Origin of the sequence: Micromonospora sp. NPDC047738, from assembly GCF_040642675.1 — a bacterium.
GTDB lineage: Bacteria > Actinomycetota > Actinomycetes > Mycobacteriales > Micromonosporaceae > Micromonospora.
Map to the genome: position 1 here is coordinate 27,499 of NZ_JBEYSO010000040.1, position 24,784 is coordinate 52,282.

Annotated in this window: 24 protein-coding genes; 16 read left to right on the forward strand and 8 right to left on the reverse strand. The window is 74.2% G+C overall.

The genetic code is table 11. The annotated features are described in order from the left end of the window. Window positions 1-50: 50 nt before the first annotated feature. Complete coding sequence (locus ABZ783_RS33590) at window positions 51-1,499, reverse strand: M20/M25/M40 family metallo-hydrolase (RefSeq protein ID WP_357445870.1); 1,449 nt, start codon at window positions 1,497-1,499, stop codon at window positions 51-53. A gap of 170 nt (window positions 1,500-1,669) precedes the next feature. Between ABZ783_RS33590 and ABZ783_RS33595 the strand changes: the two genes are divergently transcribed. Beyond that, a complete protein-coding gene (locus ABZ783_RS33595) occupies window positions 1,670-2,968 on the forward strand; it encodes an NAD(P)/FAD-dependent oxidoreductase (RefSeq protein WP_357445873.1) in 1,299 nt (432 codons plus the stop codon). A gap of 44 nt (window positions 2,969-3,012) precedes the next feature. Here the strand turns inward: ABZ783_RS33595 and ABZ783_RS33600 are convergent, their stop codons facing one another. From ABZ783_RS33600 to ABZ783_RS33610, 3 genes are all read right to left on the reverse strand, one after another. Then, a complete protein-coding gene (locus ABZ783_RS33600; protein ID WP_357445876.1) occupies window positions 3,013-4,173 on the reverse strand; it encodes an AI-2E family transporter in 1,161 nt (386 codons plus the stop codon). Window positions 4,174-4,215: 42 nt separating this feature from the next. Then, window positions 4,216-5,007 carry a fused MFS/spermidine synthase gene (locus tag ABZ783_RS33605; RefSeq protein WP_357445879.1) on the reverse strand — a complete coding sequence of 264 codons (792 nt, stop codon included), beginning with the start codon at window positions 5,005-5,007 and terminating at the stop codon, window positions 4,216-4,218. A gap of 65 nt (window positions 5,008-5,072) precedes the next feature. Beyond that, window positions 5,073-6,050: a DUF2267 domain-containing protein gene (locus tag ABZ783_RS33610; protein WP_357445882.1), complete on the reverse strand. Its 978-nt coding sequence runs from the start codon at window positions 6,048-6,050 to the stop codon at window positions 5,073-5,075. A 204-nt stretch (window positions 6,051-6,254) separates the two neighbouring features. Here ABZ783_RS33610 and ABZ783_RS33615 point away from each other — a divergent pair, with 204 nt between their 5' ends. The 4 genes from ABZ783_RS33615 to ABZ783_RS33630 all read left to right on the forward strand — a co-directional run bounded on the left by ABZ783_RS33615 (window position 6,255) and on the right by ABZ783_RS33630 (window position 8,217). After that, window positions 6,255-6,566: a hypothetical protein gene (locus tag ABZ783_RS33615; RefSeq protein ID WP_357445885.1), complete on the forward strand. Its 312-nt coding sequence runs from the start codon at window positions 6,255-6,257 to the stop codon at window positions 6,564-6,566. 134 nt (window positions 6,567-6,700) lie between these two features. Further along, entirely contained in the window at window positions 6,701-7,048 is a 348-nt protein-coding gene (locus ABZ783_RS33620; RefSeq protein ID WP_357445888.1) for an STAS domain-containing protein, read from the forward strand. Between the two features lie 69 nt (window positions 7,049-7,117). After that, window positions 7,118-7,564, forward strand: coding sequence for a response regulator (locus tag ABZ783_RS33625; protein WP_357445891.1), 447 nt, complete (start codon window positions 7,118-7,120; stop codon window positions 7,562-7,564). A gap of 131 nt (window positions 7,565-7,695) precedes the next feature. Next, a complete protein-coding gene (locus tag ABZ783_RS33630; protein ID WP_357445894.1) occupies window positions 7,696-8,217 on the forward strand; it encodes an ATPase in 522 nt (173 codons plus the stop codon). A gap of 7 nt (window positions 8,218-8,224) precedes the next feature. Here ABZ783_RS33630 and ABZ783_RS33635 read toward each other — a convergent pair whose 3' ends face one another. Further along, window positions 8,225-8,971, reverse strand: a complete 747-nt coding sequence (locus tag ABZ783_RS33635) for a hypothetical protein (RefSeq protein ID WP_357445932.1) — start codon at window positions 8,969-8,971, stop codon at window positions 8,225-8,227. Between the two features lie 417 nt (window positions 8,972-9,388). Between ABZ783_RS33635 and ABZ783_RS33640 the strand changes: the two genes are divergently transcribed. Then, entirely contained in the window at window positions 9,389-10,339 is a 951-nt protein-coding gene (locus ABZ783_RS33640; RefSeq protein WP_357445897.1) for an endonuclease/exonuclease/phosphatase family protein, read from the forward strand. Between the two features lie 3 nt (window positions 10,340-10,342). Here the strand turns inward: ABZ783_RS33640 and ABZ783_RS33645 are convergent, their stop codons facing one another. After that, window positions 10,343-10,771 carry an OsmC family protein gene (locus tag ABZ783_RS33645; protein WP_357445900.1) on the reverse strand — a complete coding sequence of 143 codons (429 nt, stop codon included), beginning with the start codon at window positions 10,769-10,771 and terminating at the stop codon, window positions 10,343-10,345. A gap of 138 nt (window positions 10,772-10,909) precedes the next feature. Then, a complete protein-coding gene (locus ABZ783_RS33650) occupies window positions 10,910-11,860 on the reverse strand; it encodes a serine/threonine-protein kinase (protein WP_357445903.1) in 951 nt (316 codons plus the stop codon). 164 nt (window positions 11,861-12,024) lie between these two features. Between ABZ783_RS33650 and ABZ783_RS33655 the strand changes: the two genes are divergently transcribed. The 6 genes from ABZ783_RS33655 (at window position 12,025) to ABZ783_RS33680 (ending at window position 19,007) form a co-directional block, all read left to right on the forward strand. After that, window positions 12,025-12,258 carry a hypothetical protein gene (locus tag ABZ783_RS33655; protein ID WP_357445906.1) on the forward strand — a complete coding sequence of 78 codons (234 nt, stop codon included), beginning with the start codon at window positions 12,025-12,027 and terminating at the stop codon, window positions 12,256-12,258. Between the two features lie 200 nt (window positions 12,259-12,458). Further along, window positions 12,459-13,199, forward strand: coding sequence for a response regulator transcription factor (locus ABZ783_RS33660; RefSeq protein WP_357445935.1), 741 nt, complete (start codon window positions 12,459-12,461; stop codon window positions 13,197-13,199). Next, entirely contained in the window at window positions 13,177-14,676 is a 1,500-nt protein-coding gene (locus ABZ783_RS33665; protein ID WP_357445909.1) for an ATP-binding protein, read from the forward strand. The genes ABZ783_RS33660 and ABZ783_RS33665 overlap by 23 nt, the downstream gene beginning before the upstream one ends. A 45-nt stretch (window positions 14,677-14,721) precedes the next feature. Continuing rightward, window positions 14,722-16,938 (forward strand): glycosyltransferase family 39 protein, encoded by a 2,217-nt coding sequence (locus ABZ783_RS33670; protein ID WP_357445912.1) that lies wholly within the window; start codon window positions 14,722-14,724, stop codon window positions 16,936-16,938. A 2-nt stretch (window positions 16,939-16,940) separates the two neighbouring features. Continuing rightward, the gene (locus tag ABZ783_RS33675; RefSeq protein ID WP_357445915.1) at window positions 16,941-18,170 is read left to right on the forward strand and encodes a dolichyl-phosphate beta-glucosyltransferase; all 1,230 of its coding nucleotides are present in this window, start codon (window positions 16,941-16,943) and stop codon (window positions 18,168-18,170) included. 30 nt (window positions 18,171-18,200) lie between these two features. Beyond that, on the forward strand, window positions 18,201-19,007 hold the full coding sequence (locus ABZ783_RS33680; protein ID WP_357445918.1) for a helix-turn-helix domain-containing protein: 807 nt from the start codon (window positions 18,201-18,203) through the stop codon (window positions 19,005-19,007). A gap of 28 nt (window positions 19,008-19,035) precedes the next feature. Here the strand turns inward: ABZ783_RS33680 and ABZ783_RS33685 are convergent, their stop codons facing one another. After that, window positions 19,036-19,434, reverse strand: coding sequence for a VOC family protein (locus tag ABZ783_RS33685; RefSeq protein ID WP_357445921.1), 399 nt, complete (start codon window positions 19,432-19,434; stop codon window positions 19,036-19,038). Between the two features lie 177 nt (window positions 19,435-19,611). On the opposite strand from ABZ783_RS33685, the gene ABZ783_RS33690 reads away from it, so the two are divergent. The 4 genes from ABZ783_RS33690 to ABZ783_RS33705 all read left to right on the forward strand — a co-directional run bounded on the left by ABZ783_RS33690 (window position 19,612) and on the right by ABZ783_RS33705 (window position 24,698). Beyond that, window positions 19,612-19,761, forward strand: a complete 150-nt coding sequence (locus ABZ783_RS33690; RefSeq protein WP_167666652.1) for a hypothetical protein — start codon at window positions 19,612-19,614, stop codon at window positions 19,759-19,761. Continuing rightward, on the forward strand, window positions 19,758-21,182 hold the full coding sequence (locus tag ABZ783_RS33695; protein WP_357445938.1) for a class I SAM-dependent methyltransferase: 1,425 nt from the start codon (window positions 19,758-19,760) through the stop codon (window positions 21,180-21,182). The genes ABZ783_RS33690 and ABZ783_RS33695 overlap by 4 nt, the downstream gene beginning before the upstream one ends. After that, window positions 21,175-23,217, forward strand: a complete 2,043-nt coding sequence (locus ABZ783_RS33700) for a sulfatase-like hydrolase/transferase (RefSeq protein ID WP_357445925.1) — start codon at window positions 21,175-21,177, stop codon at window positions 23,215-23,217. Before ABZ783_RS33695 ends, ABZ783_RS33700 begins: the two co-directional genes overlap by 8 nt. Window positions 23,218-23,414: 197 nt before the next feature. Then, window positions 23,415-24,698, forward strand: a complete 1,284-nt coding sequence (locus ABZ783_RS33705) for a citrate synthase (RefSeq protein WP_073836571.1) — start codon at window positions 23,415-23,417, stop codon at window positions 24,696-24,698. The last annotated feature ends 86 nt before the right edge of the window (window positions 24,699-24,784 follow it).

Sequence of the window (24,784 nt, forward strand, 5' to 3'; positions counted from 1 at the left end):
CACCCTCCGTCGCCATCGGGTGAGGCCACCCCACCCGATCCGGGTGACGCTCAGCTGCCGGGCCTCGGGAAGGCCACTGGGCTGCGGTGCCCGTCCCGGTCCACCGCCCGTACGCCGAAGAAGACGTTGTCCTTGGACAGGTCGATGGTCACCTCGGTGCCGTCACCGACCGGGAGCACCTTCTGCCACTCGGCCGCGGTGGTCTCCCGCCACACCACCTCGTAGCCGGCGAGGTCGGGCTCGGTGCCGCGCTGCCAGCGCAGGGTGGTGTCGTTGGTCAGGTTGGTGGTGACGATGGTGACCCTCTTCGGGGTGCCCGGCGCCTGGGCCAGGGACCAGAGCGTGGCGCCGTTCACCCGGGCCACCCGGGTGATGTAGTCGAAGTCGCAGAACTCCGGCAGATCCCCGTACTGGACGCCGTCGACCGTCCGGACATCCTGGTGCTGATGGGCGAAGTCCTCGTTCGGCTCGGTGAACCGACCGGCCGGCCAGCCCTGGCGCAGGAACGAGATGTGGTCGCTGCCGCGCAGGTAGCGGTCCCGCCGGTAGACGACCCGGACCCGCATCCCGGTCGCCCCGTTCTCCGCGACGTCGCTGACGAACCGGGCGAGCTGGCGGGACGGCGAGTCGTTCTCGCCGCCGACGGACTGCCGCGTGTTCGCCTCGGCCGGGGTCTCGGCGGTCGGCACCCCCTCGGCGAAGAGTCGGACGACTCGCGGGTCGCGGGTGCCGTCGTCGGCGGTGCTGCTGCCGACGATGTCGTTGCTGAACATGCCCTGCACGTCCACGCCCGCCGCCTTCAACTGCCCGGCCAGGTACGTCGAGCCGTACAGGTTCTGCTCCTCGCCGGCCACGGCGGCGAAGACGATGGTGGCCTCGGTGGGACGGGTGGCCATCACCCGGGCCAGCTCCATGACCACCGCCACGCCGGAGGCGTCGTCGTCGGCGCCCGGGGCGTCGCTCACCGCGTCCATCACGTCGGTGGCTCGCGAGTCGTAGTGGCCGGTGATCACGTAGACCCGGTCCGGGCTGGCGTCGCCGCGCAGGGTGGCCACCACGTTGGTGATCCGGGTGGCGGTGGGGATCCGGGAGGCGGGCTGCTGGACGTACGACTGGAGCTCCACCGTCATCCGGCCGCCGGAGGCGGCGGCGTATCCGGAGAGCTGCTGGTGGATCCAGTCCCGGGCGGCGCCGATGCCCCGGACCGGGTCGTCCTGGCTGGAGAGGGTGTGCCGGGTGCCGAAGGCGGCGAGTCGCCGTACGGTGGCCTCGATGCGGTCCCGGTCGACCTCGCGCAGCAGCGCGGACAGATCCCGGCCGGGCGGCTGGGGCACGATCGGGTGGCCGGGGCCGGGCGGCGCGACCGCCTCCTCGGCGACGGCAGGCGTGGCGGCGAACGGTGCGGCGACGGTGGCGGCGGTGGCTGCGGCGGAGGCGGTCAGGAAGGTGCGTCGGGTCGACCTCGTGGGCCGGTCGCCGGCGGTCTCGTGCGATCCCATCCGCGCATCCTCGCCCCTGGCCACGAGGTTTGTCTATATCGTCTGCCCTGGATGCGACGGCCGTTAGGTCACCCCGTACGGGTGAGTGGCCCACACCGCGGCACGGGATTCGGCCGTCGCGGACGGGATGCCCACGTTTGTCGGGCGTGGCGACGGGAACGGCAGTGGACATGACGAAACCTCGTGTGGTGATCGTGGGTGCCGGGTTCGCCGGATACCACGCGGCGAAGACGTTGAGCCGGCTGGCCAGCAGGCGGGCGGAGATCGTCCTGCTGAACACGACCGACTACTTCCTCTACCTGCCGCTGCTGCCCGAGGTGGCCGCCGGGGTGGTCGAACCGACCCGGATCTCCGTGCCGCTCGCCGGCACCCTCGACGGCGTCCGGGTGGTGATCGGCGAGGCGAACCGGGTCGACCTGCACAACCGGTGGGTCGGCTACCGGTCGCCGGAGGGCGACGAGGGGCAGCTCGCGTACGACCGGCTGGTGCTCTCCGTGGGCAGCGTCAACAAGCTGCTGCCGATCCCCGGGGTCACCGAGTACGCGCACGGCTTCCGTGGCCTGCCCGAGGCGCTCTACCTGCACGACCATGTGGTCCGGCAGATCGAGTTGGCTGAGGTGACCGACGACCCGGCCGAGCAGCGGGCCCGGACCACCTTCGTGGTGGTGGGCGCCGGCTACACCGGCACCGAGGTGGCGGCGCACGGGCAGCTCTTCACCGACCGGCTCATCGCCCAGCGGCCGCACCTGAAGGTACGTCCGCGCTGGATGCTGCTCGACGTGGCGCCCCGGGTGCTGCCCGAGCTGGACCAGCGGATGTCGATCACCGCCGACCGGGTGCTGCGCCGGCGGGGCGTCGACGTGCGGATGGGGACCTCGGTCTCCGAGGCCACGCCGGACGGGGTCATGCTCACCGACGGCGAGTACGTCCCGACGTGCAGCCTGGTCTGGTGCGTGGGGGTACGTCCCGACCCGTTCGTCGCCGAGCTGGGGCTGCGTACCGAGCGGGGGCGCCTGGTGGTCGACGAGTACCTCAACGTCCCCGGCTACCCCGAGGTGTTCGCCTGCGGCGACGCGTCCGCCGTGCCCGATCCCAGCCGACCCGGGCAGATCTGCGCCATGACCGCCCAGCACGCGCAGCGGCAGGGCAAGCTCGCGGCGCACAACATCGCCGCCTCCTACGGTCAGGGCGCCCGCAAGCCGTACAAGCACCACGAGTTGGGCTGGGTGGTGGACCTGGGCGGCAAGGACGCGGCGGCGAACCCGCTGAACGTGTCGCTGGCCGGCCTGCCGGCGAAGGCCGTCACTCGCGGCTACCACCTGTTCGCCATGCCGGGCAACCGGGCCCGGGTCGGCGCGGACTGGGTGCTCGACGCCACCCTGCCCCGGCCCGCCGTGCAGCTCGGGCTGGTGCCGGCGAACGCCGTACCGCTGGAGAGCGAGTCGCCCGAGGTGGTTCGCCGCCGCTGAGGCAGGCCGGCGCGGGGTGGCCGCCGGCCGGCGCGGAGGATCGTTCACTCCGGTTGATCTTCTTCCTTGCCCCGCCCGCCGGGCGGGCGCCCGGATGTGTCGTCCCTTCGGGCGCTCCGGCGGCCCCGCCAGGACCGGCCCGAGTCCCCGTTGGCTGGCGCGGGCAGCGTACGCAGCCCCGCGGGGGTGAACTCACGCAGCAGGATCTGCGCGATCCCGGCCGCCGGGATGGCCAGCAGGGCACCCACCAGGCCGCCTACCGCGGCGGCGAGCAGCACGCTGACCAGCACGGTCAGTGGGTTGAGCCGGACGGCGCGGGACATGATGACCGGTGCCAGCAGGTGGTTCTCGGCCTGCTGGTAGAGGATGAAGAAGACCAGCACCACCACGCCGGTGGTGGGGGACTTCAGGAAACCGGCACCGGCCGCGAGGATCGCGCCGATCGTCGCGCCGACCAGCGGGATCAGGTCCGCGATGGCGACCAGCAGGGCGATCACCGCGGCGAACGGCACCCCGGTGACGAGGAGCAGCACGAAGGTCATCCCGCCCAGCAGCACGCTGATCAGCAGGTTGCCGCTGAGGTAGCCGGTGACGGTGCGGGAGGACTCCCGGCCGATCCGGCGCAGCCGCTCCGCGTGGCGGTCGCCGGCCAGGGCCAGCGTCGCGGCGATGACTTTCGGCGCCTCCAGCACCATCAGGTACGAGAGCACCACCACGGCGGCGATCCCGGCGCCGATCTGGGCCGCCCCCCGGAGCACCCCGATGGCCGGTTGGCCGAGCCGGGACGCGTACTGCTCGAACTGACCGGCGTGCGCGTTGGCGTACTGGCGGAGGTGGAGCCGGTCCAGCAGGTGGCCGATCGGCCCCTGCCCGGCCCTCGCCTCGCGGAGCAACTCCGGCGCCCGCTCGGCGAACCGGGCCACCTCGTGCACCAGCGGCAGCACGATCGCCGCCGTCAGCCCGGCGAGCAGCACAAAGGCGGCCACGAAGACCATCAGGGTGGCCAGCGCCCGGCGCCGGACGAGCCGGCGCTGCAGCCAGTCGACCACCGGCTTGAGGGCGACCGCGAAGAACGCCGCGACGAGCATCCAGGTGAGCACCACCCTGGTCGCCCAGACGAACCCCAGCGCGATCAGGGTGGCGAGCAGCAGACCGATGACGATCAGCGTGCGCCGGACGGTGGACCGGTCGTCGGCGTTGCTCATCCGGCGCGCCTACCCCTGCGCGGGGCGCGGAAACCCGGCGGGTCAGTGGTCGGCGAGGTCGGCGTCGGTGGCCGGGCGGGTGCCGGCGAGGAACGCGTCCAGCGTCGCCCCGTGCAGCACGCCGCCGGGCACCGGGTCTCCCGCGGCGCGGGCCACGAGCCGGCGTACCGGCAGCCGGTCGGGGCGGTGGGCGGCGGCGAGCACCAGGTTGCCGTAGCGCCGGCCGCGGAGCATCCGCCGGTCGGCGACTAGGCAGACGTCGGCGAACACGGCGCGCAGGTTGGCCACCTGGGTCCGGGCGAAGACCAGCGGCGGCAGGTCGGTGACGTTGACCAGGTAGATGCCGTCCGGGCGGAGTACCCGGGCCACCTCGGCGACGAACTCCACGCTGGCCACGTGCCGGGGCATCCGGGCCGCCCGGTAGACGTCGGCGAGGATCAGGTCGTACGCCTCGGCCGGCGCGGCGGCCACCGACTCCCGGGCGTCCCCGATCTCCACGGCGATCTCGGGCGGCACCGGGGGCAGCTCCCGGCGGACGAGCTCGACCACGGCCGGCTCCCGCTCGACGACCCGCTGCGCGGAGCCGGGGCGGGTGGCGGCGAGCCAGCGCGGCAGGGTGAGCGCGCCGCCGCCCAGGTGCAGGGCGGTCAACGGACGCCTGGCCGGGGCGGCCAGGTCGACCACGGCGGCCATCCGCCGGACGTACTCGAAGTGCAGGTGGCGGGGGTCGGCGACGTCGACGTAGGACTGTTCGACCCCGGCCGCGAGCAGGGTACGCCCGCTCGGCCGGGCCCGGTCCACGACGATCTCCAGATCCTCCGCACCGCTGCCCACGGCGGGCAACGCTACCCGTGCGGCGTGGGCCGGCGGGCGGCGTGCCCGCCGGCCCGGGGGGTGGCTCAGCCGGCGTTCATGCCGGCGCCCACCTCGTCGATGGCGGCGTCGACCCGCTGGGCCAGGTCCACGTCCAGCGCGCTCACCCCGTCAACCTGCTGGGTCCGTACGGTGATCAGAGCGCTGTCCGATTCGGGGCGCCCGATCTGCGGGCCCCGCCCGGTCTCGGCCTTCAGCTGGTCGAGGCGGTCGAGCACCCGGTCCAGGTTGTCGGCCGGAAGCTCGATGGTGCGCACCAGCGACTGCCGGTCGCTGGACCAGTACGGCAGGCTGGCGAGCGCGTCGCGCAGCTCCTGCTCGTTGAGCGGCGCGGTGGCGGAGGTCGGGCCCACCAGGCCACCGCCGGCCTCTGGCGGCGCGAGCAGGTCCCGCAACCCGTCCGGTACGCGCAGCGATTCGACCAGGTCGCCGTCGGCGTCGGCCAACGCGGCCAGGGTCGCCTCGGCCTGGTAGCGCGCCTGCTCCGGGCTGAGCCGACTGCGCCGGCCCACCTCGGCCAGGAAGCCCGGCAGGTCCCGGTGTCGATCGATGCCGTCCACCGGCACCACGTCGTGCAGTTTCACCGGCACCGCCGCGAGCAGCCGTTCCCGCTCGGCCTCGTCCAACGCCCAGGCCAGCGCGAGCACGGTCGCCTCCGCCGCGACCTTGGCGGTGGAGAAGTCCACCCCCGCGCGCCGGCTGACCTCCTCGACCAGATCTCGGTAGCCCACCCGGGTGACCCCCGCAGCCTGCGGGGTCCGGTTCGGCAGCGCCCGGGGTCGCTCCGGCACGCCGGCCGGCGGCGGGGCCGGACCGCCGCGCGTGGTGTCCGGCTTGCGCCGCCCGGCGGGCGCCGGCCCGGACCGTTCGCGCTGGTCCAGCGAGGTGATCTGCTTGGACGCGCTCAGGCTGGCGCCGGTCTGGCTCGGCCGCCGTCCGCGTTCCCGGGCCTCCCGGGCCAGCGTCCGGCGGCGCTGGTTGTCGCCCTCCATCTGCTTGCGCATCGTCGCACCTCGTTCCTCTTCGGGTTGCGCCTTCCGCCGCTGGCCTTCCCGGCGCTGCCGGGAAGGAAACGGGGTGCGCCCGGCGACCGGGCCAAGCGGGCCGGCGAGCTTCATTCGCTGCGGGTGAGGGTCGCTCACCCGGGGCGGCTCCACGATCGCAATGGACCGGAAGAACTTCCGATGCACGCGGAAGGGAAGGTCGCCATGAAGAGGATCGCCGAGATCGTTCCCGCCCGACCCGGCTGGTACGCACGGTGGCAGGTCAGCCCGGAAACCACCCGCTGCTACCCGGTCACCCTGTGGGCGCTCCTGGAGGAGGCCGACGGCAGCGGCCGCGAGGTCGTCGGCGTCGACTGTGTGGGGCAGTGGCCCGGTGCGGACGACAACGAGCCAGGTGGGACGTTCGTCCGCTATCTCTTCCAGACACCCGACACCGGCGCACCGGAGGACGCCGAGCCCCCCACGCTCGGCGAGCTCCGGGAGTCCGGTCCGCGGCGGCAGCCGGTCACCGCCTGAGCCACCCTCCCCGGCCCCCGGCCCCTGGTCCCAGGGTCGGGGGCCACCCCTGTCCCGGGTGGCTGCTCAACCGACCCGGCCCCGCGTATACTTGCCGCCCTGCAAGTGTCCGTCGTTGAGTGAGAGGGGCCCCGGTGGCGTTCACCGTCACGTACGCCCAGCAGGACGGGGGCAGAGCCTGCCTCCGGCTCGCCGGCGAGCTCGACCTGAGCACCGCTGCACAGCTCAACGCCGCCGTCGACCGGCTGGCCGCCGACGGGCACCACGAGCTGCTGGTGGACCTCACCGAGCTGACCTTCTGCGACTCGATCGGCATCGCGGCCCTCGTCCGCGGCAACAACCACGCCTCCGCCGAGGGCGGCTGGCTGCGCATCACCGGGGCGACCGGCCGGGTGGCCCGGGTGCTGCAGATGACCGGGCTGGCCGAGCTGCTGCGATACGAGGTTGACCTGTCCGGCCCGGCCTCGCCGTCGGCCCCGTGATCGACTAGATTTCCCCGCCATAGGTGACCGCCCGGTCCCGTTCCGCCTTCGACCCGAAGCAGGTAAGCCATGGGCCCAGGCACCTCGAACCCGGTACGCATTCTCGTCGTGGACGACGACCCGGGTGACGTCCTGATGATCGAGGAGGCCCTCTCGGACTCGGACGTCGACAAGGTCATCGACGTGGTCAACGACGGGCAGGAGGCGATGGAGTTTCTCCGGCGGGAGGGCCGGCACACCGAGGCCCGCCGACCGGACGTGATCCTGCTCGACCTCAACATGCCTCGGATGGACGGGCGGCAGGTGCTCGGCGCGGTCAAGCGGGACGACGACCTGCGGACCATCCCGATCGTCGTGTTGACCACGTCCAACGCCGACACCGACATTCTCGGCAGCTACACCCTGCAGGCCAACGCGTACGTGACGAAGCCGATCGACCTGGACGAGTTCAACGACGTGGTGCACCGCATCGACGAGTTCTTCGGCCGGGTGGCCGTCCTCCCCAAGCAGCGCTGAGTCGTCGACGACGCCAGGTCGCGGGGATGCTCGGATACTGAACATTTTTTGGGAACCGCCGCGGCGGCAGCCGCGACCCCGCAGGATCGGCAGGTGGGGGAAGTGACACCAGCTGCCTGGGGGGCGACAGTATGAGGTTCTCCGTCGTTGAGACCGGCTATGACCAGCGGCAGGTGGATGCCTGCCTGGACGAGCTGGGGATCCGGTTGGTCCGGCTCGCGGCGCGCGCGGAGAGTGCGGGCGGCGCCGGCCGCGAGTGGGACCAGGTCCGGCAGGAGGCGGGCCAGCTCTGCGACTTCCTGCACCGGCGTACCGCACCGGTCGACGTCGAGGTGGCCGCCTGGCGGGCCGGGGCGTCGACCCTGGAGCGGGAGGCGGCGGAGCTGCTGGCCCAGGCCCGCGGCGAGTTGGAGGCCGCCCGGGAGGAGGCCCGCCAGGTCCGCGAGCAGGCGTACGCCGAGGCGGTGCGGGCGCGCCGGGACTTCGAGGCGGCGCTGCTGGCCCGCCGCCGGCGCGCGGCCCAGACGGAGGAGATCCTGGCCGGGGTGCCGGGCGACGTGGTGCCGGCGGACACCCCGACCGCCGCCGCCGGGGTGCCGGCCACCCGGGTCGGTGCGGGCGGTCCGGGGCCGGCCGAGCGGAGCGCTGCCTGAGCCCTGCTCAGACCAGCGCCGCGACCACCGTGGTGGCCCGCTCCTCGTGCTGGGCGTACGCGTCGGGGAAGGCGGAGACCTGCACGGCCTGGGCGGCCTGGGTGACGCTCAGGTCCGCCCAGCCGGGCACCTCGTTCAGCGCCGTGAAGAAGGCGCGGGCCGCGTACGCCGGCCGCATCAGGTCGGCGACGGTGCCCCAGCCGCTGCTCGGCCGCTGCTGGAACAGCCCGACCGAGTCGTGGTCGGATCCGCTGCCCTGGTGCGGGTAGTCGTAGGACTCGGGCAGCACGTCGCTGGCCAGGTTGTAGAGGTTGCTCTCCTGCATGGCCGTGGCGATGGCCACGACGAGCGCGCGGCGCGGCATCTGCATGGCCCGCCCGACGTCGACGATCACCTTGGCGTTGTCCATCTGCAGCTGGTCCAGACCGGCGACCGGGCGGGGGCGCTTGGGCTTGGCCGGTTTCTTCGGCGCCTTCTTCTTCGTCGGAGTCGGGCTGGGCGTGGCGACCGGGATCGGGGTGACCGGCACGGCGACCGGGGGAGTGGTGCGGGTGAAATCCCGGGAGGCTGGCTGCTCCGCGGCGGCGCGGTCGGCGAGTACCTCGCGGACGGGCTCGTGTCGCTGGCCGGTGTCCTGGGCGCCGACGAAGCCGATCAGGCCGAGACAGCAGGTCACGCCGGCCGCCAGCGCGACCCGGGCGGGCGTTGACCGGAGCGGGCCGCGGCGCGGTGGTGCGGTCCGGTGCCGTCCGATCCTCCGTTCGGCCGAGGCCCGGTCGGTCGTCAGGCCACAGACGCACGTCTCGGTCTGGTTCTGCGGTGAGGGGTCGTCGGGGTGCACCCGGAGAGGCTAGAAAGCTTCGCGGCGGTTGCCACCAGGGTAGTTAGTGGCATGCGCCACAATTTGCCATGATCCGCCCCGGCAATACGCTCGGTGAATAACGAAAGCCGCCCTTCCTTCCTTTCGCATTTGTCGGTAATGACGGGAAGGGCGGGATGAAGCGTGCGGATGATCATCTTTGCCATGCTTCGCCCGCGCCTCCCCCGTTCGGCCCATGCGCACCCCCGCCACCTGCGGTTTTCGGTTCAGCCGGTGGGCCTAACCACACGACGGCCGGGTGTGCCGGCATCGCGGCCACCGGGGGCGGGCCGGCTCGATACGATGCGGACGGTGACGGAGCAGATGGTGGATGAGCGGGCCGCCGGTGACCCCAGCGGTCGCCCGGACCGGCGGGGACTGCTCGTCGGCCTCCTCGCCGTGCTGCTCGCCGTGCTGCTGGCCGGCCATCGGGTGGTGCCCAACGTGCACGGCCTGGGTAGCCTGGTCGACAGCGTCACCCCGCTGCTCGGTCTGGGCGTACCCCCGCTCGCGCTCGCGGCCCTGCTGCGCCGATCCCGGCGGGCGCTGCTGGCCGTGCTCCTGCCGGCGGTCGTCTGGGCCGCGCTCTTCGGTGGCGCCTGGCTGCCGCCGGCGGCCGGCACCGGGCCGGCCTCGATCCGGGTGGCCAGCCAGAACCTGCGTTCCGGCAACCCCGACCCGGCGGCCACGGTCGACGCGCTCGCCGGTGCGGGCGCGGACCTGATCGGGCTGCAGGAGGTCGACGACGGCGACCGGGTCGACGTGGCGTTGGGTCAGCGGTACCCCCACCGGGCCGCGGTGTCGACGGTCGCGCTGTGGAGCCGGTGGCCGATCCGTGACTCGGTGGGCGTGGACACGGGCCTGGGCTGGGACCGGGCATTACGGGCGGTGGTCGCCGCCCCCCAGGGCGACCTCGTGGTGTACGTGGTCCATCTGGGCTCCGCCCGGGCCGGGCACACCGTCACCCGGGACGAGACCCTCGCCGCGCTGGCCGCCAAGGTCCGGGACGACCACGCCTCCCGCCTGGTGGTGCTCGGCGACCTGAACACCGCCACCACCGACCGGGTCTTCGCGCCGCTCACCCGGCTGCTGAACAACGCGCAGGCCGACGTCGGTCAGGGCTTCGGGTTCACCTGGCCGGCGGAGCTGCCGGTGACCCGCCCGGACCACGTGCTCTACCGGGGGCTCACCCCCACCGCGGCGGGCGTGCTGCACACCCCGGACAGCGACCACCGCGCGGTGACCGCCAGCTTCCGCTGGTAGCGGTCAGTGCCGGCCGCCGTCCGCCGGCGTGACGGTCAGCCGGTGGCGGCTGTTGTCGTCGCTGGAGAACGGCCACAACCGATCGGCGTGTACGACCAGGTCGGCCAGCTGGTCCCGGGTCAGGCCGGCGGAGGAGATCTCCGCGTGCACATCGGCCCGGTACCGGCCGTCGTCGTCGCGGCCGAGCCTCGCCTCCGCGGTCACCTCGACGGTGTGCGCCTCGTCGGTGATCTCGGCGGCCGCCTCCACCGCCGCATGGTGCAGGCAGGACGCGAACGCGGCGGCCAGCAACTGCTCCGGCGTCAGCCCGGTGCAGTGCGGCGCCAGCGGGGACGCCAGGGCCGTGGAGAGCCCGCCGTCGTCGGTGCGTACGTGACCGCCCGCGGCGGTCGCCGTGGCTTTCTCGTGCAGCCAGGAACTCGGATCCGACATCGCGTTCCTCCCGTCGCTCACCCGCCCGGCTACCCGGCCGCCGCCCCGCGAAACCGGGCCGGGAGCACCGCGGACGGCCCGCCGAGCGGCGGCGTGACCAGCGCCTGCGGCGGCCGGATCAGCGCGGGCGGGTCCAGGTCAGCGAGTCCAGGTCGGCTCGTCCAGGCCCATCGCCTCGGTCGACGCGGCGGCGGCCTGCTCGGTCCACGGGGACAGTGGGGCCGGACGTTGCCGGCGCGCGGCCGGCGGCATCATCGGCACGTACACCCGGGCATCGACCGCCTCCGCCAGCAGCAGCGCGGCCATCAGGCTGGTCGGGCGCCGGGCCGGATCCTCGGACAGGCACCGGTGGCAGAGGTCGGCGACCTCCGGCGGCAGGCCGTCGATCTCCGGCAGCGGCTCCGGCGCCTGCCGCCGGCGGCAGCCCAGATACTGCGCGGTGCTGTCGGCGGTGTACGGCAGCCGGCCGGTCAGGCAGTAGTAGAGGAGCACGCCGAGGGCGTACATGTCAGCGGCGGGGGTGGCCGGCTGCCGGTCCAGCTGCTCGGGCGCCAGGTACGCGGGAGTGCCGATCACCACGCCGTCCGGCGTCTGGTCGGGGGTGCCGGCCGGGGTGGCGATGCCGAAGTCGAGCACCTTCACCCCGGCCGGAGTGAGGATCACGTTCGCCGGCTTCACGTCCCGGTGCACGATGCCCTGCGCGTGCGCCGCGGCCAGCGCCGCGCTCACCTCGGCGCACACCCGGACCCCGATCCGCCAGTCCAACGGGCCGCCCCGCAGGTGCGCGGCGAGCGTCTCGCCCTCGGCCAGCTCCATCACGATGTACGGCAGCTCGCGTCCGTCCAGGGCGGTGGCGGTGGCGGTGCCGAAGTCGTGCACGCTGGCCACGTTCGGGTGCACGAGGCGGGCCGCGGAGCGGGCCTCGCCCCGGATCCGCTCGACCGACGTGGCCTCGCCGTCCAGCCCGGGGGAGATCAGCTTCACCGCCACGGTCCGGTCCAGCACCAGGTCGTGGGCCCGCCAGACCTCCGACATGCCCCCGACGCCGACGCGCTGTTCGAGCTCGTACCGCCCGCCCAGCGTCCTCATCGACCCTCCTCGCCGTCGCGTCCGGTGCGGGAAGCGCCCCGGTACTGCGGGTCGCGGTACCCGGGCCCCGAGCAGGGCAAACCGCCGGGGGTTTCGCCCGCCGGGCCGGCGGCGCGGGTAGGTTCCCCGGAAGGGGTCGTGCCGGCGGGAACGGAGGGTGCGCGGTGGCTCTGGTGCGCGTACGGTTCGTCGGCGGACCCGCCCACGACCTGGTCCGGGAGTTGCCGGCCGAGCCGGACGGGGAGCCGCCGCGGCGGTGGATCATGCGGCACCCGGGCGAGGCGGCCGCTCCGCCCGGCGACGAGACCGACCACCTCTACGAGCGCGACCGGCGGGACGGCTGGGGCACCTGGACGATGCGGTACGTGCGCACCGAGCCGTTCGGCGCCACCGAGTGAGCGGGCTCAGGCCGACCGACCGCCGTCCACGCACTGCCGACAAGTGATCCCGCAGCGACCCCGCCCACCACCCGGCGGGCCACCAGGCGGCGGGCCGAGCGGCCGACCTGCGCGGGAACGCCGTGGGCGGCCGCACAGCTGGTACACAGGATCGGGACAGGCGCGGCACAGCGGGGCGGCCCACGATGGGGGACATGGTGATGGACGGGCAGGCCATGCGGGGTCGGATCGAGCTGCGCCGACCGGACGGCGAACCGGTGCGCGTACTGGTGGTCGACGACGAGCCGACGCTGACCGACCTGCTCGCGATGGCCCTGCGCTACGAGGGCTGGGAGGTGGCCACGGCCGGCAACGGGACGGCCGCGATCACCACCGCCCGGCAGGTCAAGCCCGACGTGGTGGTGCTCGACGTCATGCTCCCCGACCTGGACGGCTTCCAGGTGCTGCGCCGGCTGCGCGAGGAGACCCCGAGCGTCCCGGTGCTCTTCCTCACCGCCCGGGACGCGGTGGAGGAGCGGATCGCCGGGCTCACCGTCGGCGGGGACGACTACGTCACCAAGCCGTTCAGCCTGGAGGAGGTGATCGCCCGGCTGCGTGCCCTGCTGCGCCGCTCCGGGTTCGCGGTCGCCACCCGCGAGGAGGCCGTGCTCACCGTCGGCGACCTCAGCCTGGACGAGGACAGCCACGAGGTACGCCGTGGCGCCGACCTGATCACCCTCACCGCCACCGAGTTCGAGCTGCTGCGCTACCTGATGCGCAACCCGCGCCGGGTGCTCAGCAAGGCGCAGATCCTCGACCGGGTCTGGAACTACGACTTCGGCGGCCAGGCCAACGTGGTCGAGCTGTACATCTCGTACCTCCGCAAGAAGATCGACGCGGGCCGCGAGCCGATGATCCACACGCTGCGGGGCGCCGGGTATGTCCTCAAGCCGGCGGAGTGACCTGGCCGAGCGGCTGCGTCGTCGGCTGGCCGGCTGGTCGCTACGCCGCCGCCTCGTGCTCTCCGTGGTGGCGCTGCTCGCCCTGGTCAGCGTCGGCATCGGCGGGCTGACCACGGTCGCCCTCCGGCACTTCCTGGTCAACCAGGTCGACAAGCAGCTCACCATGAGCGACCGGCGCGGCTCCAACGTGCCGCCCTGGTTCCGCCCCGGCGATTCGAGGCGGCTGGGCCCCAACACCGACCGGCCGGAGCCGCCGCCCGGCTTCCCACCCGGCTCGATCGCGATCCGGATCGACGGCGGGGTTCCGACGGCGACGGCCCGAACCGAGTCCGGGGGAACCGAAGCCGTGTCCGCCACCGACGTCACCGCAGTTGCCGCGCTGCCGCTCGACGGGCGGCCACGTACCGTCGAGGTCGGCGACCGCGGTGACTTCCGCGCGACCGCCCACCGGGCGCCCGACGGCGACGTGCTCGCCCTCGCCATCCCGCTCGCCGGCGCCGAGCAGACGGTGATGTGGATGGTCGTCGCCCAGGCCGGCGTGATCGTGGCGGGGCTGATCATCGCCGGCGGCCTCGGCGCGCTGATCGTCCGGGCCACGCTGCGCCCGCTGAACCGGGTCGCCGCCACCGCCAGCCGGGTCACCGAGCTGCCGCTCGACCGCGGCGAGGTGGCGCTGTCGGTCCGGGTGCCGGCAGCCGACACCGACCCGCGGACCGAGGTGGGGCAGGTGGGCGGCGCGCTCAACCGGATGCTCGGCCACGTCGCCGCCGCGCTCGCCGCCCGCCAGGCCAGCGAGACCCGGGTACGCCAGTTCGTCGCCGACGCCAGCCACGAGCTGCGCACCCCCCTGGCGGCGATCCGCGGGTACGCGGAGGTGGCCCGGCGCGGCCGGGACGAGGTCCCGCCGGACGTGGCCCACGCGCTGCGCCGGGTGGAGTCCGAGAGCACCCGGATGACCAGCCTCGTCGACGACCTGCTGCTGCTCGCCCGGCTGGACTCCGGGCGACCCCTCGCGGCCGAGCCGGTGGACCTCACCGCCCTCGTGGTGAACGCGGTCAGCGACGCGCATGTGGCCGGCCCCGACCACCGCTGGCAGCTGGACCTGCCGGACGAGCCGGTGAGCGTCACCGGCGACGCCCACCGGCTGCACCAGGTGCTGGCCAACCTCCTCGCCAACGCCCGGGTACACACCCCACCGGGCACCACCGTGACCACCCGGCTGGCGCCGGTGACCGACGGCGTCGAACTCAGCGTCACCGACGACGGCCCCGGCATCCCCACCGACCTCCAGCCGGAGGTCTTCGAGCGCTTCGCCCGCGGCGACAGCTCCCGCTCCCGGGCGCACGGCAGCACCGGGCTCGGTCTGGCCATCGTGGCCGCCGTGGTCGAGGCCCACCACGGCCGGGTCGACGTGGCCAGCCGTCCCGGCCGGACCACCTTCACGGTGCGGCTGCTGGGATCCACAGCCGACGCATAGGTCGTTCATGGGGCCGGACCAGCGGGTCACCGGAGGCTGGCCGGCATGGACAGAACAGAGAGTCTGCTGACCGCGCCCGCGAGCGGGTCGACCGGGACCGAGCCGCCCCCTGCGCCCGCCCCGGAACCGGGTCCCACAGTGGCGGCACCCGCGCCGCCCCGCCGCGATCCGCGCTGGGCGAGACCGGCCCTGATCGGGCTGCTGCTGGCCACCGCCGTGCTCTATTTGTGGGGGCTCGGCGCCTCCGGCTGGGGCAACGCGTTCTACTCGGCGGCCGTGCAGGCCGGCTCGGAGAGCTGGACCGCGTTCTTCTACGGCTCATCCGACGCGGCCAACTCGATCACCGTCGACAAGACCCCCGCCTCGCTGTGGCTGATGGCGCTCTCCGTCCGGGTCTTCGGGCTCAGCAGCTGGTCGATCCTGGTTCCGCAGGCGCTGCTCGGGGTGGCCACGGTCGGCGTGCTGTACGCGGCGGTCCGCCGCTGGTACGGCCCGGCCGCCGGTCTGCTCGCCGGCGCGGTGCTCGCGGTCACCCCGGTGGCCACCCTGATGTTCCGGTTCAACAACCCGGACGCGCTGCTGGTGTTCCTGCTGGTCGCCGCCGCGTACGCCACGGTGCGTGCGGTCGAGACGGCGAGCACCCGGTGGCTCATGCTGACCGGCGTGCTGGTCGGCCTCGGCTTCCTCACCAAGATGCTCCAGGCGTTCCTGGTGATCCCGGTCTTCGCCGGCGTCTACCTGCTGGCCGCGCCGACCGGCGTCTGGCGCCGGATCCGTCAGCTGCTGCTGTCCGGGCTCGCCGTGGTGGTCTCCGCCGGCTGGTGGGTGGCCGTGGTGGAGCTGGTGCCGGCGAGCGCCCGCCCGTACATCGGCGGGTCGCAGCACAACAGCATCCTGGAGCTGACCCTCGGCTACAACGGTCTGGGCCGGATCACCGGCAACGAGGAGGGCAGCGTCGGCCCCGGCCGGATGGGCGGCGGTGGCGGGGGACCGTTCTCCGGCCAGACCGGCTGGCTGCGGATGTTCGACACCGAGGTCGGCGGGCAGATCTCCTGGCTGTTGCCGGCCGCGCTGATCCTGCTGGTCGCCGGCCTGGTGCTGGCCGGCCGGGCGGCGCGGACCGACCGGACCCGGGCCGGCCTGCTGCTCTGGGGCGGCTGGCTGCTGGTCACCGGGCTGATCTTCAGCTTGATGTCCGGGATCTTCCACGCCTACTACACGGTGGCCCTGGCCCCCGCGGTCGGCGCCCTGGTCGGCATCGGCGTGGCCCTGCTGTGGCGGGCCCGGGCCACCCCGGGCCGATGGCGGTCCCGCGCGGCGACCGCCACGCTGGCGGTCACCCTGGCGGTCACCGCCTGGTGGTCGTGGCGCCTGCTGGGCCGCAGCGCCGACTGGTATCCGTGGCTGCCCACCGCCGTGCTGGCGGTCGGCCTGGCCGCCGCCGTCCTGCTGCTCCTGGTCGGCCGGCTGCCCCGCCGGGTGGCCCCGGTGGTGCTGGCGCTCGGCGCGGTGGCCGTCCTCGCCGGCCCGGCCGGGTACGCGCTGAAGACCGCCGCGACGCCGCACACCGGCTCGATCCCCAGCGCCGGCCCGTTCACGCAGGGCGGCTTCGGCCCGGGGCGCGGCGGGTTCCCCGGCGGCCGGATGCCGGCCGGCATGGAGCTCCCCGGCGGCCCGGACGGCGGCACGGCGCAGGACGGCCGGTTCCCCGGTTCCCCCGGCGGCCAGGGGCAGTTCCCGGGCTTCCCGGGCGGTCCGAACGGGAGTCTCCCCGGTCTGCCCGGCAGTGCGACCGCCGGCACCGGCCAGCCCGGCCAGACCGGCACGGGACAGTTCCCCGGTGGCGCGTTCCCCGGGGGCGACGGGCGGTCGCAGCGGAACGGCGGCGGCATGGGCGGGCTGCTCGACGCCAGCGAGCCGAGCGCGGAGATGACCGCGCTGCTGACGGCCGACGCCGACCGGTACACCTGGGTGGCCGCCACCGTCGGCTCGAACAACGCCTCCGGCTACCAGCTCACCACCCGCAGGCCGGTGATGCCGATCGGCGGCTTCAACGGCAGCGATCCGTCCCCGACCCTGGCGCAGTTCCAGCAGTACGTCGCCGCCGGAAAGGTCCACTACTTCATCGGCGGCGGCGGGTTCCGGGCCAACGGCGGGAGCAGCGCGTCCCAGGAGATCGCCGCCTGGGTCGCCGAGCACTTCACCGCCAAGACCGTCGACGGCGTCACCGTGTACGACCTGAGCAGCGGGAAGCAGGGCTGACCATGACCTGGACGAGCCAACCCCGGGCCGCGGTGCAGGCCCGCCCGACGGCGCCGACGGCCGTGCTGGACGTGGTGGTCCCCGTCTACAACGAGGAGACCGACCTCGGGCCCTGCGTCCGGCGGCTGCACGCCCACCTCAGCACGCACTTCCCGTACCCGTTCCGGATCACGGTGGCCGACAACGCCAGCGCCGACGGCACCCTCGCGGTGGCCGAGACGCTCGCCGCGGAGCTGCCCGGGGTGAGCGTGCTGCACCTCGACGCCAAGGGGCGGGGCCGGGCGCTGCGGGCGGCCTGGTCCGCCTCCCCGGCGCCGGTGCTGGCGTACCTGGACGTGGACCTCTCCACCGACCTGGCGGCGCTGCTGCCGCTGGTGGCGCCGCTCATCTCCGGCCACTCGGACCTGGCCATCGGCACCCGGCTGGCCCGGACCAGCCGGGTGGTCCGGGGCGCCAAGCGGGAGGTCATCTCCCGCGGTTACAACCTGCTGCTGCGCGGCACCCTCGCGGCGCGCTTCTCCGACGCGCAGTGCGGGTTCAAGGCGATCCGCGCCGACGTGGCCGCCCGGCTGCTGCCGCTGGTCCAGGACACCGGCTGGTTCTTCGACACCGAGCTGCTGGTCCTGGCGCAGCGGGCCGGGCTGCGCATCCACGAGGTGCCGGTGGACTGGGTGGACGACCCGGACAGCCGGGTGGACATCGTGGCCACCGCGTTGGCCGACCTGCGCGGCATCGGGCGGCTGGGCCGGGCGCTGGTCACCGGCGCGCTGCCCCTGGCGGAGCTGCGCGAGCAGTTGGGGCGGGCGCCCCTGCACCAGCCGCCGGCGCAGGTGCCGGTCGGGCTGCCCCGGCAGCTGGTCCGGTTCGCCGCAGTCGGGGTGGCCAGCACGCTCGCGTACCTGCTGCTGTTCGTGCTGGCCCGGGGGCCGCTCGGGGCGCAGCCGGCGAACCTGCTGGCGCTGCTGCTCACCGCGGTGGCCAACACGGCCGCCAACCGGCGGCTCACCTTCGGCGTCACGGGCCGCCACCACGCCGGCCGGCACCACCTCCAGGGGCTGCTCGCCTTCGCCCTGGGCCTGGCCCTGACCAGCGGCTCCCTGGCAATCCTGCACACCGCCACGGCAGCCCCGCCCCGAACGCTCGAACTGGCTGTGCTCGTCGCCGCGAACCTCGCCGCCACCGTCCTGCGCTTCATCCTGCTCCGCCTCGCCATGCACCACCGCCGCCCCTGACCGCCCCGGGTGGCGTGGCAGGGTGGAGGGATGTATCGGGAACGGGCAGCGGCGGGGATCGGTGGGGCGGTGGTGTGGGAGAGCGTCGCGGTGGGCGCGGCGCCAGCTCGGGTGCTGCCCGACGGGTGCCTGGACCTGCTCTGGTCCAGCCGTGCCGGGTTGCTGGTCGCCGGTCCTGATCGGACCGCCCACCTCTCCGTCAGCGTGCCGGGCGAGCGGTGGGTCGGGCTGCGGCTGCCGCCCGGCACCGGCCCGGCCGTCGTCGGTGTCCCCGCAGACGAGCTGCGGGACCGCCGCGCCCCGCTGACCGAGCTGTGGGGCCGGGCGGCCGCCGAGCTGGCCGACCGGCTGGCGGTGGCCGCCGAGGCCCGGCCTCCGGGGCCATCCGCCGGCGCTGCGGGTGCCGGGCGGGCCGTCTCCCTCGCCGCGCCGGCCGATGTGGTGGGGCCCGCGTGGCCGGGCCGGGCCGGGCCGGTCGGCGCGGTGCTGGAGGCGGTCGCGGTGGCGCGGCTGCGCGCCGCCGGCGGGCCCGACCCGCTCGGCGCGTGGGTCGCCGCCCGGCTGGCGGCCGGCGCCACCGTGGCGGCCACCGCCGCCGAGGTCGGGCTCGGCGCGCGGGCGCTGCACCGGCGCAGCCGGGCCCTGTTCGGGTACGGCCCGAAGACCCTCGCCCGCATCCTGCGGATGCGCCGCGCCCTTGACCTGGCCCGTGCCGGCATCCCGCTGGCCGAGGCGGCCGCCCGGGCCGGGTACGCCGACCAGGCCCATCTCACCCGCGAGGTGAAGGATCTCGCCGGGGTGCCCCCGACCCGCCTGCTGCCGGCCCGCCGCGGCTGACCGGTCGCCGCCGGAGGAGCGCCCGGGGTCAGGCCCGGTCGAGCGGGGCGAACAGGTCCACGCCGTTGCCGTCCGGGTCGTGCAGGACCGCGTACCGCTGGCCCCAGAAGGCGTCCCAGGGCGGCAGGTGGCCGTGGTGGCCGGCGGCGGTCAGCTCCGCGTACCAGCGGTCGACCTCGGCGGGGTCGGCGCAGCGGAAGGCCAGGTTCATCCGGGGACTGCCGGTGGCCGGCGTGTAGCCCGGGTTGAAGGTGCGCACCATGTCGACCGCGTCCCAGGCCAGCCGGACGCCGTTGTCCAGGTTGATCTCCACGTGCGGTTCCCGCTCCGCGCCCGGCGGGATCGCCAGCCCCAGCCGGCGATAGAAGTCGAGGGTGCGGTCCATGTCGGTGACGGCCATGCCGATCAGATCGAAGTGCGGTGTCATGGCCGCCACGGTAGGGGCGGGCGGGCCGGGGCGTCTTGAACGGAACGGACGTGGGTGGAGTGGCGGGTGTGCCCGACACGGACCGCCTCGGCGGCGTACGGTGAAGGACAAGTCCGGCTTAAAGGCCGAAAGCCCCTATATCGGGCCGGCCTCCATCAACAGGGGAAGGGGGCAGCCGTGACGCACCTGGCCTACCTGGATGCGGGATCCGGCAGCCTGATCGTGCAGGCGGTGGTCGGCGGGGTGGCCGGCGCGGCGGTGGCCGCCAAGCTCTACTGGCGACGGTTGGTGGCCCGGTTCCGCCGGCAGCCCACCGACCGGAGCTGACCGGCGTGGCCTTCTTCGACACCGGCGTCCGGGCCGAGCCCGGCTCCTTCCGCGACCCTGGCAACCGGGTCTTCCACCGCCACGGCGAGGTGCTGCGCGGGCTCGACGAGCGGTCCGCCCGGGACTGGCACGCACTGGCTGCCGCCGACTTCTTCCGCGACCTGCTCGCCGCCGGCAAGGTCTGCGGCACCGAGGAACTCACCCCGGCCCCGGTTGACCTGCCCTGGGCGGCGGTGCTCCGGCACGAGCGCATCCCGTTCGTCTCCCACCCGTACGAGTGGACGTACGGCATGCTGCGCGACGCCGCCCTGCTGCACCTGGACGTCCTGCGGATGGCGCTGGCCGACGGCTTCACCACCAAGGACGGCTCGGCGTACAACCTCCAGTGGCGGGGCGCAACGCCGGTCTTCATCGACGTCGGCTCGTTCGAGCCGGCCCGCGACGGGGAGCCCTGGGCCGGGTACCGGCAGTTCTGCCAGACCCTGCTCTATCCCATGCTGCTCCAGGCCCACCTCGGGGTCGACTTCCAGCCCTGGCTGCGGGCCCGGATCGACGGCATCGAGCCGGACCAGATGCGGCGGCTCTTCGGCGGCACCCGACGCTGGCGGCCCGGGGTGCTCACCCACGTCCACCTGCACGGCGCGATGCAGGCCCGCAACGCCCGGGCCAGCACCGCCGACGTCCGCGCCCAGCTGAGGGCCGCCGGCTACTCGCGCGAGCTGGCCCTGGCGACCGTACGCGGGCTGGAGAAGCTGGTCCGGCGGCTGGACCACCGGCCGGGGGAGAGCTACTGGTCGGACTACCAGCGCACCTGCGCGTACTCGGTGCCGGACCGGCAGGCCAAGGAGGAGTTCGTCGACCGGGCGGTGGCCGCCGCCGCGCCCGGGCTCGTGCTCGACCTGGGCGCCAACGACGGCCGGTACGCCCGGATCGCCGCCCGGCAGGCTGGCTACGTGGTCGCGGTCGAGCAGGACGCGGCGGTGGCCGACGCGCTCTACCGCGCCCTGCGGGCGGCGGGGGAGCGGCGCGTCCTGCCGCTGGTGATGGACCTGGCCGACCCGTCGCCCGGCGGGGGCTGGCGCGGCGTCGAGCGGGCCGCCTTCGGCGACCGGGCACGGGCCGACCTGGTGCTCGCGCTGGCGGTGGTGCACCACCTGGCGATCGGCCGGAACGTGCCGCTGGCCGAGGTGCTGGACCAGTTCGTCGCACTGACCGCACCCGGCGGCAGCCTGGTCGTGGAGTTCGTCCACCCCGAGGACCCGATGGCACGCCGGCTGCTGGCCAACAAGCCCGGCGGGCTCTTCCCCGACTACCGGCGGGAGGCGTTCGAGCCGCTGCTCGCGGCGCGCGGCCGGATCGTCCGCCAGGCCGAGCTGCCGTCCGGCACCCGCACGCTCTACCAGGTGGTGGTACATGGCTGACACCCTCGCGCCGCCCGAGGTACGCCCGGTCGCGCCGGCGCCCTCCGGCGGCCGGCGGGTCTGGCGGAGCGAACTGGGCCGGCTGCTGGAGGTGACGGCACTGGTCGGGCTGGTGGTCACCCAGCCGCTGCTGGACGTGCTGGGGCGCAGCCCCGACTTCTTCCTGTTCCACCGCGCCTCCCCGGCCGACGTCCTGCTCCTGGTGGCCCTGATCGCGATCGCGCCGACCGTGCCGGTCGCCCTGTTCGGCGCGGTCAGCCTGTGCGCCGGGCGGGTCACCCGGGCGGTCGTGCACACCCTCGTGGTGGGGCTGCTGCTGGCCGCGCTCGCCGTCCAGGTCGGGCGGCACACCACGCCGCTGCGGGGCGTACCACTGCTGCTGGCGGCGGCTGTGGCCGGCGCCGTCGGGGCGGCCGCGCACCGTCGCTGGCGGGCGCCGGAGCGGGTGCTGCGGCTGGCCGCCGTCGGGCCGGCGATCTTCGTCGGCCTCTTCCTCTTCGCCTCGCCGGCCTCGGCGGTGGTGCTGCCCCGCGGCCACGCCGGCGCCGCCGGAGTGGCCGGCGCGGGCGTCCACCCATCGGTGGTCATGATCGTCCTGGACGAGCTGCCGCTGGTCTCGCTGCTCGGACCGGACGGGCGGATCGACGCCACCCGGTACCCGCACTTCGCCGAGCTGGCCGCCGGCTCGACCTGGTACCGCAACGCCACCGGCGTCAGCGGCTGGACGCCGTACGCGCTGCCGGCCATGCTGACCGGCCGCTACCCGGCCGAGTCGGTCGCCCCGCACTACTCGCAGTACCCGGACAACCTGTTTACCGCCCTGGGCGGCCTGTACGAGATCAAGGCGGAGGAGAGCATCACCCGGCTCTGCCCGCCCAGTCGCTGCGAGCAGGCGGCCGCGCCGCAGCAGGGCCTCGGCGTGCTGGTCCGGGAGAGCGGCAAGCTGCTGCGGCAGGTCACCGCGCCGGTGGACATCCGGGTCGACCCCGAGACGTCGTACCGGGAGCTGACCCGGGCCGAGGCGGGGCTGGACGCGGCCGAGCCGGTCCCGGCGGACCCGAAGTTCCGCTGGGACGCCCTCAACGCCAACCAGCCGGCCCGGTTCACCAGCTTCCTCGCCGGGCTGCGCCCCTCGTCCCGGCCCACCCTGCACTTCCTGCACCTGCTGATGCCGCACGCGCCGTGGGCGTACCTGCCGTCCGGGGCCCGGTACGCCGCGCCGGAGGACCTGCCCAACGACGGCGCCGGCTGGGTGGACCTGGCCCGGCAGCGGCACCTGGCGCAGCTCGGCTACACGGACCGGCTGATCGGCGAGACGCTGCGGACGCTGCGCGCCTCCGGCCTCTACGACCAGGCCCTCGTCCTGGTCACCGCCGACCACGGGGTGAGCTTCCTGCGCGACTGGCAGGGCCGGGGGATGGACGCCATCAACCACGCCGCCGACCAGGTCGCCTGGGTGCCGATGTTCGTCAAGGAGCCCGGCCAGCGGACCGGCCGGGTCGACGACCGGAACTGGCAGCATGTCGACCTGCTGCCCACCATCGCCGACGAGACCCACATCCGGATCCCCTGGCGGACGGACGGCCGCTCGGCGAAGCAGTCCCCGCGCGAGGGCGCCGACAAGCGCTTCTACGACCGGCCCGGGGAACCGGTGCCGATCACCGGCGGGGTGCCGTCCCCGCCCGCCACCCCCGCCCCGGATCCGCTGGTCGGCACCCGGCCCGGCAACCGACCCGCCGGCGGTACGGCCACCGTGGCCAACCTCGCCGCGTTCCGCGCCGTCGACCCGGCGAACGGCGACCTGCCCGCCCTGGTCTGGGGCACCGTGCCGGCCTCGGTGCCGAACGGGACGAAGCTCGCGGTGGCGGTCAACGGGACCATCGGCGCGGTGGTCCCGGTCGTCCCGCCGGACAAGGGTGGCCGGCGGTTCGCGGCGCTGCTGCCCGACGACCGGCTCTTCGCCGCCGGGGCCAACCGCCTGGACATCTACCGGGTGGCCGCGGACGGCGCCCTGCGCCGGCTCACCCTGTCCTGACCGCTGCCGCGTGCCCTTCCGACGCTCCGGCGCGCGGCGGCGTGGTCGCGCTTCCACGGGGTTTCCCAGCCGGCAAGTCGGGAATCGCGTGACGCATACCTCACCGTAGAACCATGACGAGCGGTGTCCTCCCGACCGTAAGTACGGTAAAAGCGAAGGCAATTCAACGAAGATCTTGCCGGCGAAGCGAGGAACACATGACGGAAGTCAAGCTCGACCACCCCGGTGGGCAGCTGTCGATGCCGGTGCAGTCCGCGGTCGAGGGCCCCGCCGGCATCCGGGTGGGCAATCTGCTCAAGGAAACCGGGATGACCACCTACGATCCCGGTTTCGTCAACACCGCGTCCTGCTCGTCCGCGATCACCTACATCGACGGTGACGCGGGCATTCTGCGGTACCGGGGCTACCCGATCGAGCAGCTGGCCGAGAACTCCTCCTTCCTGGAGGTCTCGTACCTGCTGATCTACGGTGAGCTGCCGACCCCGCAGCAGCTCACCGAATTCAGCGAACGGATCCGGCGGCACTCGCTGCTGCACGAGGAGATGCGCCGCTTCTTCGACGGTTTCCCGCGCGACGCGCACCCGATGGCCGTGCTCTCGTCGGCGGTCAGCGCCATCTCGACCTTCTACCAGGACAGCCTGGACCCGTTCGACTCCGAGCACGTGGAGATGTCCACGGTGCGGCTGATGGCGAAGGTTCCCACCATCGCCTCGTACGCCTACAAGAAGTCGATCGGCCAGCCGCTGCTGTACCCGGACAACTCGCTGGGCTACGTCGAGAACTTCCTGCGGATGACCTTCGGCGTGCCGGCCGAGCCGTACGAGGTCGACCCGGTGGTGGCCCGGGTGCTGGACATGCTCTTCATCCTGCACGCCGACCACGAGCAGAACTGCTCCACCTCGACCGTGCGCCTGGTCGGCTCCAGCAACGCCAACCTCTTCGCCTCGGTCTCGGCCGGCGTGAACGCCCTCTTCGGCCCGCTGCACGGCGGCGCCAACCAGGCCGTGCTGGAGATGCTCCAGCGGATCCAGGCCGACGGCGGCGACGTCCGCTCCTTCGTGCAGAAGGTGAAGGACAAGCAGGACGGCGTGAAGCTGATGGGCTTCGGCCACCGGGTCTACAAGAACTACGACCCGCGCGCCGCCATCGTGAAGAAGGCCGCCCAGGACGTGCTCGGCCGGATGGCCAAGCCGGACCCGCTGCTGGACCTCGCCGTGCAGCTCGAGGAGATCGCCCTCGCGGACGACTTCTTCGTCTCCCGCCGGCTCTACCCGAACGTGGACTTCTACACCGGCCTGATCTACAAGGCCATGGGCTTCCCGACCAAGATGTTCACGGTGCTCTTCGCCCTGGGCCGGCTGCCCGGCTGGATCGCGCAGTGGCGCGAGATGATCAACGACCCGGAGACCAAGATCGGCCGCCCGCGCCAGATCTACACCGGCTACCCGCAGCGGGACTACGTCCCCGTCGCGGAGCGCTGATTCCGGTCCATACGGCGAAGGCCGCCGACCCCGTACGGGGTCGGCGGCCCGCGGCGGAGCGGGTGGGGCGGGAGCCCCCCCGAGAA

Excerpts from the sequence above, each read along its gene's own strand:
- ABZ783_RS33590 (WP_357445870.1), bottom strand. The coding sequence starts at position 1,499 with ATGGGATCGCACGAGACCGCCGGCGACCGGCCCACGAGGTCGACCCGA.
- ABZ783_RS33595 (WP_357445873.1), top strand. The coding sequence starts at position 1,670 with ATGACGAAACCTCGTGTGGTGATCGTGGGTGCCGGGTTCGCCGGATAC.
- ABZ783_RS33600 (WP_357445876.1), bottom strand. The coding sequence starts at position 4,173 with ATGAGCAACGCCGACGACCGGTCCACCGTCCGGCGCACGCTGATCGTC.
- ABZ783_RS33610 (WP_357445882.1), bottom strand. The coding sequence starts at position 6,050 with ATGCGCAAGCAGATGGAGGGCGACAACCAGCGCCGCCGGACGCTGGCC.
- ABZ783_RS33615 (WP_357445885.1), top strand. The coding sequence starts at position 6,255 with ATGAAGAGGATCGCCGAGATCGTTCCCGCCCGACCCGGCTGGTACGCA.
- ABZ783_RS33625 (WP_357445891.1), top strand. The coding sequence starts at position 7,118 with ATGGGCCCAGGCACCTCGAACCCGGTACGCATTCTCGTCGTGGACGAC.
- ABZ783_RS33630 (WP_357445894.1), top strand. The coding sequence starts at position 7,696 with ATGAGGTTCTCCGTCGTTGAGACCGGCTATGACCAGCGGCAGGTGGAT.
- ABZ783_RS33645 (WP_357445900.1), bottom strand. The coding sequence starts at position 10,771 with ATGTCGGATCCGAGTTCCTGGCTGCACGAGAAAGCCACGGCGACCGCC.
- ABZ783_RS33650 (WP_357445903.1), bottom strand. The coding sequence starts at position 11,860 with ATGAGGACGCTGGGCGGGCGGTACGAGCTCGAACAGCGCGTCGGCGTC.
- ABZ783_RS33660 (WP_357445935.1), top strand. The coding sequence starts at position 12,459 with ATGGACGGGCAGGCCATGCGGGGTCGGATCGAGCTGCGCCGACCGGAC.
- ABZ783_RS33665 (WP_357445909.1), top strand. The coding sequence starts at position 13,177 with ATGTCCTCAAGCCGGCGGAGTGACCTGGCCGAGCGGCTGCGTCGTCGG.
- ABZ783_RS33670 (WP_357445912.1), top strand. The coding sequence starts at position 14,722 with ATGGACAGAACAGAGAGTCTGCTGACCGCGCCCGCGAGCGGGTCGACC.
- ABZ783_RS33675 (WP_357445915.1), top strand. The coding sequence starts at position 16,941 with ATGACCTGGACGAGCCAACCCCGGGCCGCGGTGCAGGCCCGCCCGACG.
- ABZ783_RS33680 (WP_357445918.1), top strand. The coding sequence starts at position 18,201 with ATGTATCGGGAACGGGCAGCGGCGGGGATCGGTGGGGCGGTGGTGTGG.
- ABZ783_RS33685 (WP_357445921.1), bottom strand. The coding sequence starts at position 19,434 with ATGACACCGCACTTCGATCTGATCGGCATGGCCGTCACCGACATGGAC.
- ABZ783_RS33700 (WP_357445925.1), top strand. The coding sequence starts at position 21,175 with ATGGCTGACACCCTCGCGCCGCCCGAGGTACGCCCGGTCGCGCCGGCG.
- ABZ783_RS33705 (WP_073836571.1), top strand. The coding sequence starts at position 23,415 with ATGACGGAAGTCAAGCTCGACCACCCCGGTGGGCAGCTGTCGATGCCG.